The organism is Hymenobacter canadensis, from assembly GCF_027359925.1.
GTDB classification, from domain to species: domain Bacteria; phylum Bacteroidota; class Bacteroidia; order Cytophagales; family Hymenobacteraceae; genus Hymenobacter; species Hymenobacter canadensis.
In genome coordinates, this window is the sequence record NZ_CP114767.1 from 4,051,653 (window position 1) to 4,070,652 (window position 19,000).

Below are 19,000 nucleotides of genomic sequence, written 5' to 3' on the forward strand. Positions count from 1 at the left end.
CTATTGCGTCAACCGCAACTTAGGCCGTATAAGTTTCCGTCGTCTTCTCGCCGTGCTGAGCGGCGAAGGTCTGAATGATGCTGAAGCCAGCTTCGTCGATGCTGTAGGTCAGCTCGTCAATTTTGCTGGTGAAGTAGTTGTAGGCAATAATGGCAATGGCCGAACCGGCGATACCAATAGCCGTGTTGATCAGTGCTTCCGAGATACCTTCAGCCAGAGCTACAGCATCAGGGTTACCAGCTTGTGCCAGAGCCGAGAAGGCCTTGATCATACCGAATACCGTACCCAGCAGACCTACCAGCGTCGATACCGAAGCAATGGTGGAGAGGATAACGAGGTTTTTCTCCAGCATAGGCAGTTCCAGAGTCGTCGACTCTTCGATTTCCTTCTGGATGGCCAGGATCTTCTGGTCTTTGTCGAGGCCACGCTCGCGGGCCATCTCCTGGTACTTCAGCAGACCCGACTTCACTACGGCGGCTACCGAACCTTTCTGCTGGTCGCAGGCGGCGATGGCACCAGTGATGTCGTTCACGTTCAGCTTCTGGCGTACGGTACGCACGAAAGACTCAACACCTTTCGAGCCTTTGGCCTTGCTGATGGTCAGGAAACGCTCGATAGAGAAGGTCAGTACGAGCAGGAACAGCGTAATCAGGATCGGTACGATCACGCCACCCTTGTAGATCGTGCCAAGGTAGTTACCGGGCAGGGCTGCATTGGCGTTGTCATTACCCACAAAGTTGCCGGGGTTACCCAACACGAAGTTGAAGATGATAATGCTTACAACGAAGGCCAGCGGAATCACGATGGCGGCAAACGCGGATCCGCCTTTCGCCTCACCCTTGGGCGCGGCAGGAGCGGCAGGCCGCACGTTCTTGTTCAGGGCATTCTTTTGTTCCATTGTTCCGGAGAATTAGGGGTGTTGGTAGTGAAAGGGAAACTGGGTAAACTGGGTAAATGAACGGTGAAAAGACCTAAAGACGACTACGCCCCGCTCACCCGCACGCTTTGCCGAGGCAAAAAACGTGGGTCTGCTCGTGTGCGGGGCCCATCCGAATTTCGGTCTATCCTTGGCAAACCTAATTAAAAAAACGGAGTGTCGCCAAATGAAATCGGGGTTTAAACGCTTTAAAGCAGGTCAAGACCCGAAAAAAGGCTATTTCGTAGGCGAGTTCTGGCTGCTTGGAAGAGGCTGTTGTTTGGCTTCTTCCCAATACACGTCCATTTGGGCGAGATTCAGATCGGCGAGTCGCTGGCCGTTGTGGGCCGCCTGGGTTTCCAGGTATTGAAAGCGGTGAATGAATTTGCGGTTGGTGCGTTCAAGCGCTTCTTCCGGGTTGATACCGGCGTGGCGGGCAAAGTTGATAAGCGAAAACAACAAGTCGCCAAATTCGGCGGCGGCCCGCTCGGCATTGATGGCGGCGGGGTCAGCGTGGGCAAATTCGGCCTGGAATTCGCCTAATTCCTCCTGCACTTTCTCCCATACCTGCTCGGGATGCTCCCAATCGAAGCCCGCACCGCGCGCCTTTTCCTGGATGCGCATGGCCTTCACCAATGCCGGCAGTGAGGTAGGTACGCCGCCAAGCACCGACGTGTTGCCTTTTTCCTGCAGTTTGAGCTGCTCCCAATTCTTTTTAACCTCTTCTTCCGTGTCGGCCTGCACGTTGCCGTAAATGTGCGGGTGTCGGAAAATCAGCTTTTCGCACTGGGCATTCAGCACGTCGGCAATATCGAAATGGCCGGTTTCGGAAGCTATTTTGGCGTAGAAGATGAGATGAAGAAACACGTCGCCCAGCTCTTTCTGCAGGTCGGGCAGGTCGTTGCGGATGATGGCGTCGCTGAGCTCATAGGTTTCCTCGATGGTAAGGTGGCGCAGGCTTTCCAGCGTTTGTTTCCGGTCCCAGGGGCATTCGGCGCGCAGGCGCTCCAGCACATCGAGCAGGCGGCTGAAGGCGGCCAACTGGGCAGGGCGGCGGTCGGGAGTAGTGGTATCCATTATTTCAAAGATACACTGCGGAGCCCGCACTGTTGTACGCTGGGCGGGCCCCGCAGTCTGGTGGCTAAGGCTGGTAAGCTCGACCTTGGCAACGGCACCGGTTAAGTAGCGTAGTGAAAGCAGGGGCGTTTGCCTACTTTTGCGTATTCAAAAAACAGACTTGGCTTGTGGCACTAATTAAATCCATTTCGGGCATCCGGGGTACCATCGGCGGCGCAGCCGGCGACGGCCTGACACCTATCGACGTTGTAAAATACGCCGCGGCCTTTGGCACGTGGGTATTGGCCAATACGCAAAACAATACCATCATCATCGGCCGCGACGCCCGGATTTCGGGCGAGATGGTGAGCAAGCTGGTGGCGGCCACGCTGCAGGGCCTGGGCATCAACGTCATCGACCTGGGGCTGAGCACTACGCCCACGGTGGAAATGGCGGTGCCGGCCAAAAACGCGGGCGGCGGCATCATCCTCACGGCTTCGCACAACCCCAAGCAGTGGAACGCGCTGAAATTGCTCAATAACAAAGGCGAATTCATCTCCGACCAGGAAGGGCAGCAGGTGCTGGCGCTCGGCGATTCAGAGTCGTTCGACTTTGCGCCCGTGACCAAGCTGGGCCAGTACAGCACCGACGATACGTTCCTGCAGACCCACATCGACGCTATTCTGGCGCTGCCGCTGGTGGATAAGGCGGCAATCAAGGCCAAGAACTTCCGGGTGGTGGTCGACGCGGTGAACTCCTGCGGCGGCTTTGCCGTGCCGATGCTGTTGGAGCAGCTGGGCGTAGAAATCATTGAGAAGCTGTTCTGCGAGCCAACCGGCGACTTCGCCCACAACCCGGAACCGCTGCCTGAAAACCTGCGGGAAATTGCCAAAACGATGGAGAAAGGCTCCTTCGACCTGGGCATTGTGGTGGACCCCGACGTGGACCGCCTGGCGCTGGTGAACGAAGACGGCACCATGTTCGGCGAGGAGTACACGCTGGTAGCCGTGGCCGACTATGTGCTGCAGCAGAACGGCGGCGGCAACACCGTGAGCAACCTGAGCAGCACCCGCGCCCTGCGCGACGTGACCGAAAAGCAGGGTGGCCAGTACGCCGCTGCCGCCGTGGGCGAGGTGAACGTGGTAACCAAGATGAAGGAAACCAACGCCGTTATCGGGGGCGAAGGCAACGGAGGCATCATCTACCCAGAGCTGCACTACGGCCGCGACTCGCTGGTGGGTATTGCGCTGTTTTTGAGCCATCTGGCCAAAACCGGCCTGACTATGACCCGGCTGCGTAACTCGTATCCGAACTACTTCATCTCTAAAAACAAGATCGAGCTGACGCCGGAAATCAACACCGACGAGGTGCTGAAGCAGATGGCCGCCCGCTACGCCAAGCAGCCGGTAAATACGATTGACGGCGTGAAGATTGAGTTCGACAAGGAGTGGGTGCACCTGCGCAAATCCAACACCGAGCCCATCATTCGGATTTACGCCGAGTCGGAGTCCAATGCCACGGCCGACCATCTGGCCAACAAGATCATCGGCGACATTCGGGAGATTATCAGCAAGTAATTCCGGAAATGCGCTGTGCGCATAGCTTGAGGGGTGATTTTTGCCGGGGCGGACTACTGCTTCAGCGAAAATCACCCCTTTTTGCGGCGCTATCTACCCATGCAGAAAAGCCAGCCCGGCGGAATCCCTTATTTTTGTGGCCGTTGCTTTCATCTATTCCGTTGCCGCCCATGACCGTTTACTTCGATAACGCCGCTACTACGCCTCTGGACCCGGAAGTGCTGGACGCTATGCTGCCGTTTTTGCGAGACCATTTCGGTAATCCCAGCAGCATTCATGGGCACGGGAGGCAGGTGCGGGCCGCTATTGAGAATGCGCGCAAAACGGTGGCGCACCTGATCAATGCCGCGCCCGCCGAAATCGTGTTTACCTCGTGCGGGACGGAAGCCGACAACTACGCTGCCTTCGGGAGCGTGCGGACGCTGGAACTGAAGCACATGATTACGTCGCGGCTGGAGCACCACGCGGTGCTGCACACCACGCAGGCTTTGGAAAAGGCCGGCGACGCCACCCTGAGCTACCTACAGCACGATGCGCAGGGTCGCTTCGATCTGGCGCAGCTAGAGGAGCTGCTGGCAACCAATCCGCGCACGTTTGTGAGTTTGATGCACGCCAACAACGAAATCGGCAACCTCAACGACATCGTGGCCATCGGCGAAATCTGCGCCCGCTACGACGCCGTGTTTCACACGGACACGGTGCAGACCATGGGCCACTACAAGCACGACGTGCAGCAGCTGAAAACCCATTTTCTGGTGGGTTCGGCGCACAAGTTTCACGGGCCGAAAGGCGTGGGTTTCCTATACCGCCGTTCGGGCCAGACCATGGATGCCCTGATTCATGGCGGCTCGCAGGAGCGCAACCAGCGTGCCGGCACCGAAAACGTGTACGGAATTGTGGGGCTGGCCAAGGCGCTGGAAATAGCCTACCGCGGCATGGCCGACCACCAGCGCCACATTCAGGGCCTGAAAGACCGGTTCATTGAGAAGCTAAAGGCCGAAATCGAGGGCGTGGCGTTCAATGGCACCTCCGCTGAAACCGACCAGAGTCTCTACACGGTGCTGAGCGTGAGTCTGCCGCCGTCGGCCATGAACGAGATGCTGCTGTTCAACCTCGATATCAACCGCATATCGGTGTCCGGCGGCTCGGCCTGTACCAGCGGGGCCAACGCCGGCTCACACGTGCTCAGCGCCCTGAACTGCGACCCTGAGCGGGGCACCATCCGTTTCTCGATGAGCAAGTACAACACCGAAGCCGAAGTAGACTACGCCGTAGAACAGCTGGCGAAAATGTACCGTCGGGAGCCGCTGAAAGTGTAGCAGAAATAATTGTCTGACGTATAAAAAAGCCGCCGCTGCATCTGCAGCGACGGCTTTTTTGCGCTTCATTGGTATCAGCGCCTCAATACGAGCCGTCGGCGCCGGCCCCGCCGGAGTGGCCCCCACCGAACTCGAAACCGGGTGTCGGCGCGGTTGGTGCCGGAGCTGTCTGGGCCACTACCAACGACTCCAGGTTGAAGTACGTGGGCTGGCCGGCGTCGGCCAGAGACGTGAGGCCGTGGCGGGCGGGGCGCAGGTAGCGGGCGGCCCACACCGCCAGCACCAGCAGGAAAGCCCCGCCCAGCACGGCCGCAATTTCAGGTGGCAGCACGGAGCGGTAGTAGCGGAGCGTGAACAGCGAAAACGCGGCAGCGGCCAGCCCGGTCAGCAGCCACAGGCGGCTGGGCCGGCGCAGGCCCACGGCTATATACACCAGCGGAATGATAGCCGTGAACAGGTAAAACAGCGGGGCCAGCGGAATCTGGGCTGACGCGTACAGGCCGCTGATTTCGGCGTTGCCTTCGCGCACCATGTAGTAGTTGCCGGCCAGGTAGAAGGTAGCCAGTGTGAGCACCTCCAGCACCAGCAGGCAAGCCCGGTAATAGAGATAATCGGGTCGTTGGCGCAGGCGCTGCAGAAGCCGGAAGCTGCCAACGGCGGTCAGCATGAGCACGAAAGGCAACAGCAAACGCCCAATCGGTAGGATCAGGAGCCAGTTGGCCAGCAGCGCCAGCAACACGAGGTACGTGGCCGCCGCCACCAGCCGGTCGGCGTAGCGCAGGGTGGCCAGCAGCAGCAGTCCCAGCAGCGGCAGTAGCAGCACCGTGTAGTAGGCGCTGCCGAAACCCGCCGAATAGCGGCTTAGGGTAGTCAGAGAGTCGGCCGCTTCGGCCAACAGCAGCGCCAGCACAAATAGCCCGATGTACAGCAGCGCGCTGTCGGTGCCGGACCGGTAGTGCCGAAACTCCCGGATAATTACTTCCTGCGTGCCCAGGCAGCCCAGTGCCACCGCCCAACCCAGCAGCCGGAAATCTTCGAGCCGCGCTGCTGCTCCGAATAAGGCCAGAAACGCCGCCGCACCAGCCACGCCCACACACGTAAATAGCACCAGCCCGATCCGCAGCAGCAGCCCCGGCCGGTAGAAATCGGGCTGGTAAGCGGTTTTGATGGCCTGGTACTGGGCGTCGGTGAGAAGCTGGCGCCGAAACCAGCGGGATGCGGCGGCCTCCATGGCTTCCTGCGTGGCCCACAACAGCGGATAGGCTTTCATCTTCATACCCGACGGAGAAATTCTTTGCTGCGCACAAACAGCAGGATAACGCCTGCTGTCGACAGCATGAAGTAAAAAGAAACCAGCAGCCCACCAGCTTCTCCGTTGCTGAAATCAAGCAACTGAATGAAGCTATAGGTCAGGGCGATGTAGCCATACACTGTCCCCATTAGCAGAAACAGATACGACTGCGCATGCCGGGCATACCAGACCAAGCCGGCGCTCATCAGCAGCACCAGCAGCACGGCCACCCACTTGGGCAGCCAGGGCTGCGGGTAGTAGTCGAAGAGGACGGCTGTGGCCGCCAGCAGCGCCACATTAGCTCCCAGCGAGATATATGTGAAGGCGAAGTGCGGCTTGCGTCGGGTAAACTCGGCGTGCAGGCCCGCCCCCGTCAGGGCCAGTCCCAGCAGCACGCCCGCCACGCCCAGCCGGGAAGTGAATAGGGCGTTGGCCGTGAATACCGACAGCGGCGCCACGCTCACGCCCACCCACGCGCCCAGCGCCGTGAGGCCCATGGCCAGCACGCCCCGGTGGTCGAGGCGGTAGGCCAGGGCCAGAAACAGCACGGCGGGCAGCAGCGTGGCGAGCCCGTAGCGGTTCCCAAATACATTAAATACTGCCTGAACATAGGTTTCCAGGGCCAGAAACAGTAGGCAGCCCAGCAGCAGTGCGTAGTCGGGCACGAAGCTGGCGGCGGTGCTCTGGCCCCACGTAAACGGCAGCCGGTGCCGCCAGGCATACCCGAAGCTGGCCAGCATCAGCAGCGCCATAGCCCCGATAACCGCGCCATGCCCGATATCGTCGAGGTGCTGATAGAGAAGCGTGCCCAGTCCGCCGGTAAGCAGCGTAATGCCCAGGTACAGCGCCGCCCGCAGCTCCTGATGCAGCGACATTGGCCGCGCCTGCTCATCGTTGGCAATGGCCTGGGCCTGGGCGGGCGGCAGCAGGCCACGCGCCTGCAAATCGGCCAGAAGGTGAGTGGTGCGCATAAGCTGGGCAGGGGAGAGGTGCGCAGCGAATGTAGCAGAATGCCCGAAACCCGGTTACGCATCGTATTTTGGCCGGCTTCCGTATGGATTGCCCGAACCCCAGCCCGCTCCCTCATGGCCGATATCAACATTCAGCGCAAGAAAAACTCCCCCAGCCCCTGGCTGCTCATCCTGCTGGTTTTGGCCGTAGTTGGGGCCGCCGCCTGGTTTCTGTTTCGCAGTGATACGCCGGCCTCCACCGAGCCGGTAGCCCCACCCACGTCAGAGCCGGCCCCTACCCGCACGGATAGCACCGCCGGTGCCGAAACCGGCCCGCGCCCCGCCGAGGCCGCCGTAGCCGATATGGCTCCCGAAGCCGCGCCCGTCACGCCGGAAGTGCTGGCCGCCTTTGCCCGCACCGACGCCACCCAGCCCGTCTACGCGCTGGAAGGCCTGCGCCTGCTCACGGCGGCGCTGGTAGACCTGGCCGACCGCGACGACCTGCGCAGTGCTGCCATCGGCGAGAAGCGCGACAACCTGACCAGCGCCACCGCCCGCCTCGATGAGCCCAACGCCAGCCTGCGCCCCGGTTTTGTAGCCGCCACCGGCCTGATGCAGGCCATGCAGCAGCAGGCCTACCCCGGCCAGGAAGCGGCAGTAGCCGACCTGATAACCCGAGCCACCCAGCTTTCCGGCCGCAACGCCACCGCCCTCGACCACCAACAGCTGCAGGAGTTTTTCACCCGCGCGGCCAGCCTGGTGCGCGTCCTCAGCTCGTCGGCTACCGTGTAGTCGGGCCACCTGTTTTCTTCTTCTAATCCGCCTTTTCCCTGTGGAACCAACGCCTATTCCTTCCGCCCAGGGCATGCACCTGCGCCGCCTCCGCGACCTGACCGAGTACGAAGTAGCCGACGGCAACCCCGACGTGCGCGGCTGGGCGGTGCGCGGCGGCGACGGCCGGCAGTTTGGCATCGTATCCGAGCTGATTGTGGAAGAGCAGACCCTGAAAGTGCGCTACCTCGATGTAGAGCTGGACGCCAGCCTGCGCAGCAACGAGCAGGAGCGGCACATTCTGGTGCCCATCGGGGTGGCAGCGCTTGATGAGGATGGCGACAACCTCTTCGTGCCCTCGCTCACGCTGGACTCGGTGCCGGAGTACCCGCCCTATCAGGAGTTTCAGATCAGCCGCGAATACGAGCAGGCCATGCTACGCGCCCTGCGCCTGCAGCTCCCCGAAAACACCACCGATACCTTCTACGAGCAGCCGTCCTTCGACGAGCACAGCTTCTACGGCAACCGCCGCACCGCCGACACGCCGGCCTCTTTCCGCCGGCGGCTGGAGTAGAAACAGCCCGTCACGCAGAGGCGGAGCCGAAGCATCTTGCGTGCTGACGTTGGATTATCACTCCTGTGTCAGCATGCGAGATGCTTCGGCTCCGCCTCTGTATGACGTTCAGTCCCGAACAGTCGGGCTAATTCCGATGGATCATGTCTGCCACGGCCTGCACCCATTGCGGGTGGGTGTTCAGGCTGGGCACCAGCTGCCAGTGCTCTCCACCGGCTTCCTCAAACAGCTCCTTGAACTCTTCGCCCACTTCAATCGTGGTTTCCAAGCAGTCGGCCACGAAAGCCGGGCTGAATGCCAGCACATTTTTGATGCCTTTCTCCGGAAGGGGCTTGAGCACTTCGTCGGTGTAAGGTTGCAGCCACGGGTCGCGGAGGCGGCTTTGCAGACGACTCTGGAACGCAATGGTGTACTGCTCAGGTGCCAGCCCCAGGCCCTGCGCCACGAGGCGCGAGGTTTCGAAGCATTGCGCCCGGTAGCAGTAGCGGTTTTTTTCGTTGTAGGTGTTGCTGCAGCCGCTGAGCTGGCAGTAGCCGTTGTGGCTGCCCTTGAGCACGTGGCGCTCCGGAATGCCGTGGTAGCTGAACACCACGTGGTCGTAGTGGCGCTTGGCCATTTCCTCCTTGCCCAGCGTCACGATGGTGCCAATAAAGCCGGGGTCGTCGGCGAAGGTGCTGATAAACGATACGCTTGGTATCACCCACCACTTGCTCACCAGCTCCATCACCTTTTCCTGCACCGAGCCCGTGCTGGCCGCCGCGTACTGCGGAAACAGCGGCAGCACAATGATGCGCTCCACGGCCGCGTCGCGCAGCTCTTCCAGCGCCTTCTCAATGCTGGGGTTCTGGTAGCGCATCCCGAAGGCCACGAGGTAGTCGTTGCCCAGCTTCTCCTGCACCAATTTCTGCAGGTCTAGGCCGTGGAAGAGCAGCGGCGAGCCCCGGTCGGTCCAGAGCTGCTGGTAGATTTTGGCCGATTTCGGGGCCCGCAGCGGTACCACCAGCCCCCGGAACAGCGGGTAGCGGATGGCGGCCGGCATGTCTACCACGCGGGCATCGGTCAGAAACTCATTGAGGTAGCGGCGCACGTCGCTGGTCTGGGGCGAGTCGGGAGTGCCGAGATTGACGAGCAGGACGCCGATACGGCCTTTGTTGGGGGAGGAGGGCATAGGGCAATGAAAAGCGTGAGCAAGGCGCAGCGTACAGGCCAGCTATCGTGAAACAATCCAGCCCGAACTGTGGCTGCAAATATCGGCCACGATTCGTGAAGCTGGTGTGCCGCGCCGACACTGCAGACAAACTTCCGCCAACTGATGTTTTGGCAAGCGAGGGTCGGGCCGCCGAAAACCCGTACCTTTGCAGGCCAAATTTCAGACCCTGAAGTGAATACCGACCCCAAACCGCACCGCGCCGGCTTCGTGAGCATCATCGGCAAGCCCAACGTGGGCAAGTCCACGCTCATGAACGCCCTGATGGGCGAACGGCTCAGCATCGTAACCAGCAAAGCCCAGACCACGCGTCACCGCATTCTGGGCATCCTCAATGGCGAGGATTTTCAGCTGGTGTACTCCGACACGCCCGGCATCATCCAGCCCAAATATGAGCTGCACAACGCCATGATGTCGTTTGTGTATTCGTCCTTGGAAGATGCCGACGTGATTCTGTTCGTGACGGATATCTACGAAAAGCACGACGAAGAGCCCGTGGTGGAGCGCCTGCGCAAGATGGTGGACACGCCCATTCTGCTGCTCGTCAACAAAATCGACCAGGCCGACCAGGCTGAGGTGGAAGCCAAGGTGGAGTACTGGCGCGAGCACCTGCCCAATGCGGCCCGCGTGCTGCCCATTTCGGCGCTGGAGAAGTTCGGGACCGGCGAGCTGCTGGATCTGGTGCTCGGCTACCTGCCCGTGCACCCGCCCTACTACCCCAAAGACGAGCTGACCGACAAGCCCGAACGGTTTTTCGCGGCCGAAATGATCCGCGAGAAAATCTTCAAGCTCTACAAAAAAGAGGTTCCATACAGCTGCGAGGTGGAAATCGAGGAGTTCAAGGAAGATGAAACCATCATCCGGATGCGCTCCGTGATTTACGTGGAGCGCGCCAGCCAAAAGGGTATCATCATCGGCCAGCAGGGCACGGCCCTCAAGAAAGTAGGCACCTGGGCCCGCGAGGAAATGGAGAAGTTCTTCCAGAAAAAAGTATTCCTCGAAATCTACGTCAAGGTCAACGAGAACTGGCGCACCGACCCGAAGGCACTGAGCCGCTTCGGCTACCAATAACGACAACAGAACGTCATGCAGAGCCGCAGGCGAAGCATCTCGCTAGTGTGCCAACTAAGAGAGATTTCCACACTAGCGAGATTCCTCGCTCCGCTCGGAATGACGTTCTTCTACCCAACGTCAGTATGCGAGATTCATCGCTCGGAATGACGTTCCAATACTTCCGACCTCACATTCACTTAACTACTCCGGGCACTGCCGAAACTGGTCGGGCCGGCGGCTGGAGTCAGACAACATGAAAAATACCATTGCCATTGTGGGCCGCCCGAACGTGGGCAAATCCACTCTTTTCAACCGCCTCGTCGGCCAGCGCAAGGCCATCATGGATGACGAAAGTGGCGTTACGCGTGACCGGCACTACGGCTACGGCGACTGGGTGGGCAAGTACTACACCGTGATTGACACGGGTGGCTACGTGCACAACTCCGACGATATCTTCGAAGGCGAAATCAACAAGCAGGTGAAGCTGGCTATTGATGAGGCCGACGTGGTGCTGTTCATGGTGGATGCCATGGCCGGCGTGCACAGCCTCGACGAGGAGTTTGCCAACGTGCTGCGCCGCTATCAGGGCAAAAAGCCTATCTATATCGTCGCCAATAAGGCCGATACCAACTCCCGCATCCACTCCTCCGGCGAATTCTACGCGCTGGGCGTTGGCGACGGCGAAATCTACCCGATTTCATCGGCCAGCGGCTCCGGCACCGGCGATTTGCTGGATGCCGTTATCAGCCACTTCGAGGAAGAAGGCGTGGAAGAGCCCGACCTTGGCATTCCGAAAATTGCCGTGGTGGGCCGCCCCAACGTGGGCAAGTCCAGCTTCGTGAACCTGCTGCTCGGCACCGAGCGCAGCATCGTCACGGACATTGCCGGCACTACCCGCGACTCCATCCAGGCGCGCTACAACGCTTTCGGCCACGAGTTCATGCTGGTGGATACCGCCGGCCTGCGCCGCAAAACCAAGGTGCACGAAGACGTGGAGTTCTACTCCGTGCTGCGCTCCATCCGGGCGCTGGAAGAAGCCGATATCTGCGTGGTGATGCTCGACGCCACCCGCGGCATCGAAGCCCAAGACGTGAACATCATCGGCCTGGCCGACAAGAACCGCAAGGGTATCGTGATTCTGGTGAACAAGTGGGACCTGATCGAGAACAAGGAAACCAACACGGCCAAGGAGTTCGAGCAGAAGATCTACGAGAAGATTGCCCCGATTTCCTACCCGCCCATCATCTTCACGTCGGTGCTCACCAAGCAGCGCGTGCACAAGGCCATCGAAACGGCCATTGAGGTGTATGGCAACAAGCGCCGCAAGATTCCGACTTCCGAGCTGAACGAAACCATGCTCAAGGAAATCGAGAAGTACCCGCCGCCCATCCAGAAGGGCAAAACGGTACGCATCAAGTACGTTACGCAGCTCCCGACCCACAACCCGGTATTCGCGTTCTTCTGCAACCTGCCGCAGTACGTGAAGGAGAGCTACACCCGCTACCTCGAAAACCGCATGCGCGAGCATTTCGACTTCAAGGGGGTGCCGATCGGTATCGTATTCCGCAAAAAGTAGCAAGTGGCCGAGGGCTGAAAAAAATATTTTTCAGCGTCCGGGTTACCTTCTGCCAAGCCGGGTATAAAGACCCGAAACCAGCCGGTAGCCTTCGGGCACCGGCGGAGTTTCATCCAAAAAGACTTTCCAAAATCCCTCAACAACCCTCATCATGAAAAAAGTACTGTTCCTCGCTCTGGCTGCCGCTTCGTTCACCTTCTCTTCTTGCGACAGCCAGAAAGAAAACAACATGGAGCAAACTGCTGACAACGTAGAAGCTGCTGGCGAAGACAAGGCTGATGCCATGGAAGCTGCTGGCAACGAAGCTGGTGCTGACTCGGTAGAAAATGCTACCGAAGCTAAGGCTGACGCTATGGAAGATGCTGCTGACGCTCTGCCAAGCCAGGCTACTCCAGCTCCTGCTACCGTTCCTGCCCAGTAATTACGGCAGCGTCCTGGACGCAAAAAAAGAGGCTCTCCGCACGCGGAGAGCCTCTTTTTTCGTTTGTACCCGTACCGCGAAACGGACTTTCGCGGTACGTGGGGACGGCTACCCCAGCCGGCGCTGCAGCAGGCTGTCCACGAGCTCAAACAGCCGCCGGGGCTCGTAGGTGCGCCAGGGCAGCTCGTCGAGCTGGCCGCCGAAATTCACGTAGCTGTCGAGGTTGTACTGGCGCATTTCGCGCACCACGTGCTCCTGGAAGTTCACGCCCGCAATCCAGCCGTCCTCCACGTCTTCAAACCACTCTTCGTAGTAGTCGTCTTCGGAGCCATGGAAGTTGAACACGTTTTCGCCGATGAGGATGAATTTGCGGATGCCCTCGTGCGTCATCAAGTCAATGATGTTGCGCTTGAGGTGCATGATGTCGTTTTCGATGGCGTCGTTCCACTCGCCGATCAACTCGATGATGCCGATGCCTTCGTCGTAATCCACGAACAGGATTTTGAGAAACAGCGTCTCGGAGTCCAGACTGTCCCACTGCGGATGGATGTAGTAGCCGTAGATGGTGTTGACGTAGCTGTCGAGGCTGTTTTCGGCTTCGTAGAGCGGGGAGCGGGGGTCTTCGGAGGCGGAATACTGATCCAGCCAGGCGTAGTGCGGCTCAAGGGTGTGCATAGAAAGGGAAGTGTAGCACAGGCTTTTGCCTGTGCCGGGCCTGGTAAATCCCCGCAGGGTGTCTGCTGTACTAACTGTGCCCAAACGCGCAGGGTTTCCGGCAGCATCACAAAATACCCCCAGCCGACGGCACAGGCTGAAGCCCATGCTACAAATAGCTACGCCCGCGCCGCCAGTGCTGCCCGCACGGAGCCGTGCCGCTGCAGCAGCTCCGCCGCTTCCGGCTGGCCGATGCTCAGCTCATCCATCAGCATCTTCTCGCCCCGGTCGACCAGCTTGGCGTTGCTGAGCTGCATGTCCACCATCTTGTTGCCTTTCACCCGTCCCAAACGAATAAAGGTGGCCGTCGTGAGCATGTTGAGGGCCAGCTTCTGCCCAGTGCCGGCCTTCAGGCGCGTGCTGCCCGTCACGAACTCCGGGCCCGTTACCACTTCCACCGGAAACTCGGCCACGGCCGCTACTTGGGAGCTGGCATTGCACACGATGCAGCCCGTGGCCAGCCCGTGCTGTCGGGCCTGCTCCAGCCCGCCAATGACGTATGGCGTGCGCCCAGAGGCGGCAATTCCTACCACAATGTCCTTGTCGTTGATGTCGAACGCCTGCAGATCCAGCCACGCCTGCTGCGCGTCGTCCTCGGCGTTTTCCACGGCTTTGCGGATGGCCGTGTCACCGCCCGCAATGATGCCTACTACCAGCCCGTGGGGCACGCCAAAGGTGGGCGGACACTCCGAGGCATCCAGCACGCCCAGCCGCCCGCTAGTGCCCGCCCCGATATAGAACAGCCGCCCGCCCGCGCCCAGCCGGGCCACCGTCGCTTCTACCAGGGCCTCCAGCTGCGGCAGCGCCTTCGCCACGGCCTGCGGCACCGTCTGGTCGACGCTGTTCATGCCTGCCAGCAGCTCGTGCGTGGAAAGGGTTTCCAGATGGTTGAAGAGCGAAGGGCTTTCGGTGGTGCTCATAAATTAGGTGATGAGGTAATGGGGGTGATGAAGTAATGGGAGATGAGGTGGTGGGGTGATGTGGTGACGAAGCTGCCTTGATGGCGCAACTACCTCATCATTCTATCACTTCATCACCAAGTCACACCAGCTGCCCGATAACGGAGAATTTGTCGAATACGTTGGGCGTATGGGGCGCGTCGCGGTCCAGCTCCTGCGTCAGGTCCTGCCCGGCCCAGTGCTCGTAGTGGTTGCCGCGCTTCCAGAGGCGGGAGCGGGTAACGTCGTAAATAAGCCCTCGGTAAGCCACCCAGATTTCGTCCCGGTCCTGCCCGTTGCGCAACGCCAGCTGGCTCTTAGTGTACGTGGGGAGCGGCGCAGCTATCGGCGGATTGTCAGAGGTCAGGCTCATGTAAGAATCAAATCAGGCATCCACTGCGGCGCTTCATCTACTGGCAGCTAAACCAGTTACCCCAGCAGCGCCTGCGTCAGAATCCAGCGGTTGGGCAGGTCGCCCTGGGCGGCGCGGAAGTAATCCTCGTAGCTGCAGGGCACAATGCGCTTGATGTCGCTGTCGGCCATGCTTTCCACCTCCAGCCACCACTTTTCGGTGTGGCGGCTCTTGTAGAATACCAGCTTGGCCGGCGTGCCGGGCAAGCCCACGGCGTAGCGCAAAAAGCGCCGGCTCTGGAAATCGGTTTCGCGCCGCCGGTGGTAGTAGCCTTCCACGAAGTACCACAGCATGGTGGCCAGGGTAGAAGCGGCCAGGCCGTGCAGGTCGTAGTCGGGGCGGTAGCCGTAGAGGCCGAAGGAGCTGAGCTGGTCGTTGTGGCCGGCGTACCAGGCCAGCTTGGCGGCTTCTTCGTTGGTGAGGCCGAACGGATTGGCCGGGTAGTAGCCGGGCGCATCATTCCAGCGCAGCGCGGCAATGTCAAAGCTCACGAAATCAGCTTGGCGCAGCAGCGGCTCGGCCTGCCGGATATCGTCGCGCACCTGGCCCACGCGCAGGGTTTCAAAGTGCAGCTTTTCCAGCGCCGCCAGTACATCGGGCGCCACCAGGTACTGCTGGTGGGCCAGCTGGGCGAAGTTGAACAGAAAGCTGGGCTCGTGCAGCAGCATGCGGCGCAGGTGGCTTTCCTCGGGAGCGGCGCAATCCTGCTCGGCCATGTCCACGCGTGCATCCACCATGGCAAAGCTCACGGGGCGGTCCAGGGTTTCGTAGGCCAGAAACTGGCCGTAATCGAGGTCGTGGGAGCCGCCCAGCAGAATCGGGACGGTGCCATGCTCCAGCAGCGCCGCAATGATTTCGCGCAGTCGCTGGTAGGTGTCTTCCAGGGTGAGGCCGGGCCGCAGATTACCCAGATCGGCGATGCGGGCCGGGCCGGTACCTTTCTGCAGCTGGTAAAAGCGCCGCCGCACTTCGTCGGCGCCCTGGGTGGCGGGGGCGCCCGCGGCGCTACCGCGCCATTCGTCTAGGCCAATCAGCGCAAGGTCGGCGGCCCGCCAGTCCGGGAACGTATCCAGGAAGGGCGTGGCATACGCGGCGAGAACAGTAGCGCTGGCCGAAGAGGTAATAAGCTCTTCGCGGAGCGGATCAAAAAAGATGGCCAGATTCATCGGGCGCGGGAGGGTGCAGACTCGTACAAAGCTACAGAAATAGCCGCCAAGGGCCTATCATCTGCGGCACAACGATGCACCGTGGTTAGGCAATAAGCGGAAAAAGTGCTTATTTAAGCAGCATTTTCGGTATTCCCTGCCTAGCAGGGCCTGGCCGGGTGCTTTGTTGCCTCTCTCTCTATCGACCAACCCCACCAAGTGTCCGCTCTCCGCATGGATATTCGCCGTACGTTCGATTTGCTGCCTCAGCTGCAGCAGAAGTATAACAAGCCCGACTGCTTCGCCCACAAGCTCAACGGCCAGTATACCCCCATCAGCACCGATACCGTTATCGAGCAAGTCAACCTAGTGAGCCTGGGTTTACACAAGCTCGGCATCGGCAAAGACGACAAGGTGGCCATCATTTCGATGAACCGGCCGGAATGGCTGTTTGCCGACTTTGGCATCGCGCAGCTGGGTGCTACCAGCGTGCCCATGTACCCTAGCATCACGGTAGAAGACTACAAGTATATCTTCACGGATGCCGGCGTAAAGGCCATTTTCGTGTCGGATCAGAAGCTGTACGACAAGGTAAAGGAAGCCACCCAGGGCCTGGATATTCCCGCCCAGAATGTCTTCACCTTCGATGAGGTAGCGGGCGCCCGCCATTTCAACGAGCTGCTGGAGCTGGGCAAGCAAGGCAACCCCGCCGACCTGGAGCCGCTCAAGGCCGCTGTGCAGCCGAATGACCTGCTGACGCTGATTTACACCTCCGGCACCACCGGCCAGCCCAAAGGCGTGATGCTGAGCCACAACAACATTCTCAGCAACTGCCGCAACGCCCAGCCTTTCGTGCCCGTCACGGAGAACGACAAGGCCCTGAGCTTCCTGCCGCTCTGCCACATCTTCGAGCGGATGGTGACGCACATCTACCTATTCAACGGCGTGAGCATCTACTACGCCGAAAGCATGGAAAGCATTGCCGAAAACCTGCGCGAGGTGAAGCCTGAAATATTTACCACCGTGCCGCGCCTGCTGGAAAAGGTATATGATAAGATTGTAGCGAAAGGCCACGAGCAGACCGGTGTCAAGAAAAGCCTGTTCTTCTGGGCCCTCAACCTGGGCCTCAAGTACGACAATCAGAAGGATGGTGGCTTCCTATACAACACGCAGCTGGCACTGGCCAACAAGCTCATATTCAGCAAGTGGCGTGAGGCCTTGGGCGGCAACCTGCGCTGCATCGTGAGTGGCGGCGGGGCGCTGCAGCCGCGCCTGGCCCGCGTGTTCTGGGCCGGCGGTATCCGGGTGATGGAAGGCTACGGCCTCACCGAAACCTCCCCGGTAATTGCCGTGGGCGGCTACGAGCCCGAAAACAACATGATTGGCACCGTAGGTCCCATCATCGACAACACCCAGGTGAAGTTTGCCGCCGACGGCGAAATCCTCACCAAGTCGGAGTCGGTGATGCTGGGCTACTACAACAAGCCCGAACTGACGGCCAAGGAATTCGACGCCGACGGCTGGTTCCACACCGGCGACATTGGGGAGCTGGTGGAAGGAAAGTTCCTGAAAATCACGGACCGCAAAAAGGAGATGTTCAAGACCTCGGGCGGCAAATACATTGCCCCGCAGGTGCTGGAAGGCAAGCTCAAGGAGTCGCCGCTGGTGGAGCAGGCCATGGTGGTCGGCGACGGCCAGAAGTTCGCCTCCGCCCTCGTCATTCCCGCCTTCGACGACCTGAAAGGCTGGTGCAAGCGCAACGGTGTGGACACCAACTGCCCCAACGAGGAGTTGGTGAAGAACGAGAAAGTGGTGAAGATGTACAACGAGCTGGTAGACAAGTACAACGGTAGTTTTGCGCAGTGGGAGCAGGTGAAGCGCATTGCGCTGCTGCCCGCCCTCTGGACCGTGGAAACCGGCGAGATGACGCCTACCATGAAGGTGAAGCGCAAGGTCATTTCCGAAAACAACAAGAACCTGATCGAAGGCCTGTACCAGAACGCCGAGAAGCCCGCCGGCGCCGGCGGCCACTAGGTCCGGCGGCCGCAACTGCCTGGCCCATAACGGCCCGTCTACTGCTTTGCGGTGGGCGGGCCGTTTGTTTTGGTGGCAATTGGCACTGCGTTTGCGAAACGATAAAATAGTTCCAACCCACAAAAACTATTTTACTCCGATGATGAAAAAGTGTCTATCTCTGAGCTGCATGGTAGTCGGTAGCTTAGCCGTATTGAGCGGTTGCAGCAAATCCGAAGCAGACAACCCAACGCCCGCCGTCACTGGGGCCACCGTGTCGGGGGTGGTGCTGGCCCAGGATGAGGTACTGCGCCCGCTGGGCAAAGCCGGCACTACCGTGCAGGTGGAAGGGCTGAACAAACAGGTCGTAACGGATGAGCAGGGCAAATATGAGCTGAAAAACATCGAGCCAGGCCGGCACGTGCTCAATGTCAGCCGGGCCGGGATGGGCACGCTACGCTATGAGCTCGAAGTAAAAAGCCCGGCCCCTGTTGCTTTCCCCACCATCACGCTGGACCAGCAGAGCAGCACGCAGGTGACCAGCCTGACGCTGGTAAGCAGAACCAGCAACTCGCTGCCCGACGAGGTAGCGGCTTTTGAGTGCCAGGTAGCGTACAACCCACAGCTATATCCCGCCCCCAAAATGTACGCCGTGCGGTTGTACGTAGGGAAAACGAGCGACGTGAGCAACGTCCGGTATCTGGAGTCTTCGCAGATCAGCGCCAGTGAAAGCACCCCGGCCCCGGCCGTGCGGGGCACAGCCAAGTTGCGGCTGGCCTTCCATGCCTCCTCCCTGAGGAGCCTGGGGTTTGCCAGCGGAGAAAAAGTGCATCTGGTAGCCTATGGTTCTGCCAAGGACGTACAAGGCGGGGGCATCGGGCGGGAAGCCTTCTACTTCGAGCCCTATGTGCTGAACCCGGCAACCGGCCAGATTCAGCGGGTAGAAGCCAACCTGAACGCCAACCCCGTACGAGCCGACTTCACGATGCCGTAAGCAAGGCCGGAGCCGCCCAATCCGGCCCGCCTACCGCCCTGCGGTGGGCGGGCCGCTTGCTGGATAGGGGAGT

General features: G+C 60.2%; 18 protein-coding genes. 9 read left to right on the forward strand and 9 right to left on the reverse strand.

Annotated features, from left to right (window positions below; translation table 11 throughout):
• Window positions 1-19: 19 nt before the first annotated feature.
• Together O3303_RS17305 and mazG are read right to left on the reverse strand one after the other, a co-directional pair.
• A complete protein-coding gene (locus O3303_RS17305; protein ID WP_269559627.1) occupies window positions 20-898 on the reverse strand; it encodes a MotA/TolQ/ExbB proton channel family protein in 879 nt (292 codons plus the stop codon).
• 255 nt (window positions 899-1,153) lie between these two features.
• The gene (gene mazG / locus O3303_RS17310; RefSeq protein WP_269559628.1) at window positions 1,154-1,993 is read right to left on the reverse strand and encodes a nucleoside triphosphate pyrophosphohydrolase; all 840 of its coding nucleotides are present in this window, start codon (window positions 1,991-1,993) and stop codon (window positions 1,154-1,156) included.
• Between the two features lie 167 nt (window positions 1,994-2,160).
• On the opposite strand from mazG, the gene glmM reads away from it, so the two are divergent.
• Together glmM and O3303_RS17320 are read left to right on the forward strand one after the other, a co-directional pair.
• Window positions 2,161-3,549 carry a phosphoglucosamine mutase gene (gene glmM, locus O3303_RS17315; RefSeq protein ID WP_269559629.1) on the forward strand — a complete coding sequence of 463 codons (1,389 nt, stop codon included), beginning with the start codon at window positions 2,161-2,163 and terminating at the stop codon, window positions 3,547-3,549.
• A gap of 170 nt (window positions 3,550-3,719) precedes the next feature.
• Window positions 3,720-4,868: a cysteine desulfurase family protein gene (locus tag O3303_RS17320; protein ID WP_269559630.1), complete on the forward strand. Its 1,149-nt coding sequence runs from the start codon at window positions 3,720-3,722 to the stop codon at window positions 4,866-4,868.
• A gap of 82 nt (window positions 4,869-4,950) precedes the next feature.
• Here the strand turns inward: O3303_RS17320 and O3303_RS17325 are convergent, their stop codons facing one another.
• Both O3303_RS17325 and O3303_RS17330 read right to left on the reverse strand, forming a co-directional pair.
• Window positions 4,951-6,144, reverse strand: a complete 1,194-nt coding sequence (locus O3303_RS17325) for a hypothetical protein (protein WP_269559631.1) — start codon at window positions 6,142-6,144, stop codon at window positions 4,951-4,953.
• On the reverse strand, window positions 6,141-7,130 hold the full coding sequence (locus O3303_RS17330; RefSeq protein ID WP_269559632.1) for a DUF2157 domain-containing protein: 990 nt from the start codon (window positions 7,128-7,130) through the stop codon (window positions 6,141-6,143). The genes O3303_RS17325 and O3303_RS17330 overlap by 4 nt, the downstream gene beginning before the upstream one ends.
• A 114-nt stretch (window positions 7,131-7,244) precedes the next feature.
• On the opposite strand from O3303_RS17330, the gene O3303_RS17335 reads away from it, so the two are divergent.
• A complete protein-coding gene (locus O3303_RS17335) occupies window positions 7,245-7,901 on the forward strand; it encodes a hypothetical protein (protein WP_269559633.1) in 657 nt (218 codons plus the stop codon).
• Between the two features lie 40 nt (window positions 7,902-7,941).
• A complete protein-coding gene (locus O3303_RS17340; RefSeq protein ID WP_269559634.1) occupies window positions 7,942-8,454 on the forward strand; it encodes a PRC-barrel domain-containing protein in 513 nt (170 codons plus the stop codon).
• Window positions 8,455-8,581: 127 nt separating this feature from the next.
• Here the strand turns inward: O3303_RS17340 and hemH are convergent, their stop codons facing one another.
• Window positions 8,582-9,622 (reverse strand): ferrochelatase, encoded by a 1,041-nt coding sequence (gene hemH / locus O3303_RS17345; protein ID WP_269559635.1) that lies wholly within the window; start codon window positions 9,620-9,622, stop codon window positions 8,582-8,584.
• A gap of 213 nt (window positions 9,623-9,835) precedes the next feature.
• On the opposite strand from hemH, the gene era reads away from it, so the two are divergent.
• From era to O3303_RS17360, 3 genes are all read left to right on the forward strand, one after another.
• Window positions 9,836-10,732, forward strand: a complete 897-nt coding sequence (gene era, locus O3303_RS17350; protein ID WP_269559636.1) for a GTPase Era — start codon at window positions 9,836-9,838, stop codon at window positions 10,730-10,732.
• Between the two features lie 235 nt (window positions 10,733-10,967).
• On the forward strand, window positions 10,968-12,290 hold the full coding sequence (der, locus tag O3303_RS17355) for a ribosome biogenesis GTPase Der (RefSeq protein ID WP_269559637.1): 1,323 nt from the start codon (window positions 10,968-10,970) through the stop codon (window positions 12,288-12,290).
• A gap of 151 nt (window positions 12,291-12,441) precedes the next feature.
• Window positions 12,442-12,711 (forward strand): hypothetical protein, encoded by a 270-nt coding sequence (locus O3303_RS17360; RefSeq protein ID WP_269559638.1) that lies wholly within the window; start codon window positions 12,442-12,444, stop codon window positions 12,709-12,711.
• 108 nt (window positions 12,712-12,819) lie between these two features.
• Here O3303_RS17360 and O3303_RS17365 read toward each other — a convergent pair whose 3' ends face one another.
• The 4 genes from O3303_RS17365 to O3303_RS17380 form a co-directional block, all read right to left on the reverse strand.
• Entirely contained in the window at window positions 12,820-13,386 is a 567-nt protein-coding gene (locus O3303_RS17365; RefSeq protein ID WP_269559639.1) for a hypothetical protein, read from the reverse strand.
• A 158-nt stretch (window positions 13,387-13,544) separates the two neighbouring features.
• Entirely contained in the window at window positions 13,545-14,345 is an 801-nt protein-coding gene (murQ, locus tag O3303_RS17370) for an N-acetylmuramic acid 6-phosphate etherase (protein WP_269559640.1), read from the reverse strand.
• Window positions 14,346-14,466: 121 nt separating this feature from the next.
• Window positions 14,467-14,736: a cytochrome b5 domain-containing protein gene (locus O3303_RS17375; protein WP_269559641.1), complete on the reverse strand. Its 270-nt coding sequence runs from the start codon at window positions 14,734-14,736 to the stop codon at window positions 14,467-14,469.
• A 56-nt stretch (window positions 14,737-14,792) separates the two neighbouring features.
• On the reverse strand, window positions 14,793-15,941 hold the full coding sequence (locus O3303_RS17380) for a formimidoylglutamase (RefSeq protein WP_269559642.1): 1,149 nt from the start codon (window positions 15,939-15,941) through the stop codon (window positions 14,793-14,795).
• Window positions 15,942-16,139: 198 nt separating this feature from the next.
• Between O3303_RS17380 and O3303_RS17385 the strand changes: the two genes are divergently transcribed.
• Both O3303_RS17385 and O3303_RS17390 read left to right on the forward strand, forming a co-directional pair.
• The gene (locus tag O3303_RS17385; protein WP_350356590.1) at window positions 16,140-17,954 is read left to right on the forward strand and encodes an AMP-dependent synthetase/ligase; all 1,815 of its coding nucleotides are present in this window, start codon (window positions 16,140-16,142) and stop codon (window positions 17,952-17,954) included.
• A gap of 169 nt (window positions 17,955-18,123) precedes the next feature.
• Window positions 18,124-18,927: a carboxypeptidase-like regulatory domain-containing protein gene (locus tag O3303_RS17390; RefSeq protein ID WP_269559643.1), complete on the forward strand. Its 804-nt coding sequence runs from the start codon at window positions 18,124-18,126 to the stop codon at window positions 18,925-18,927.
• The last annotated feature ends 73 nt before the right edge of the window (window positions 18,928-19,000 follow it).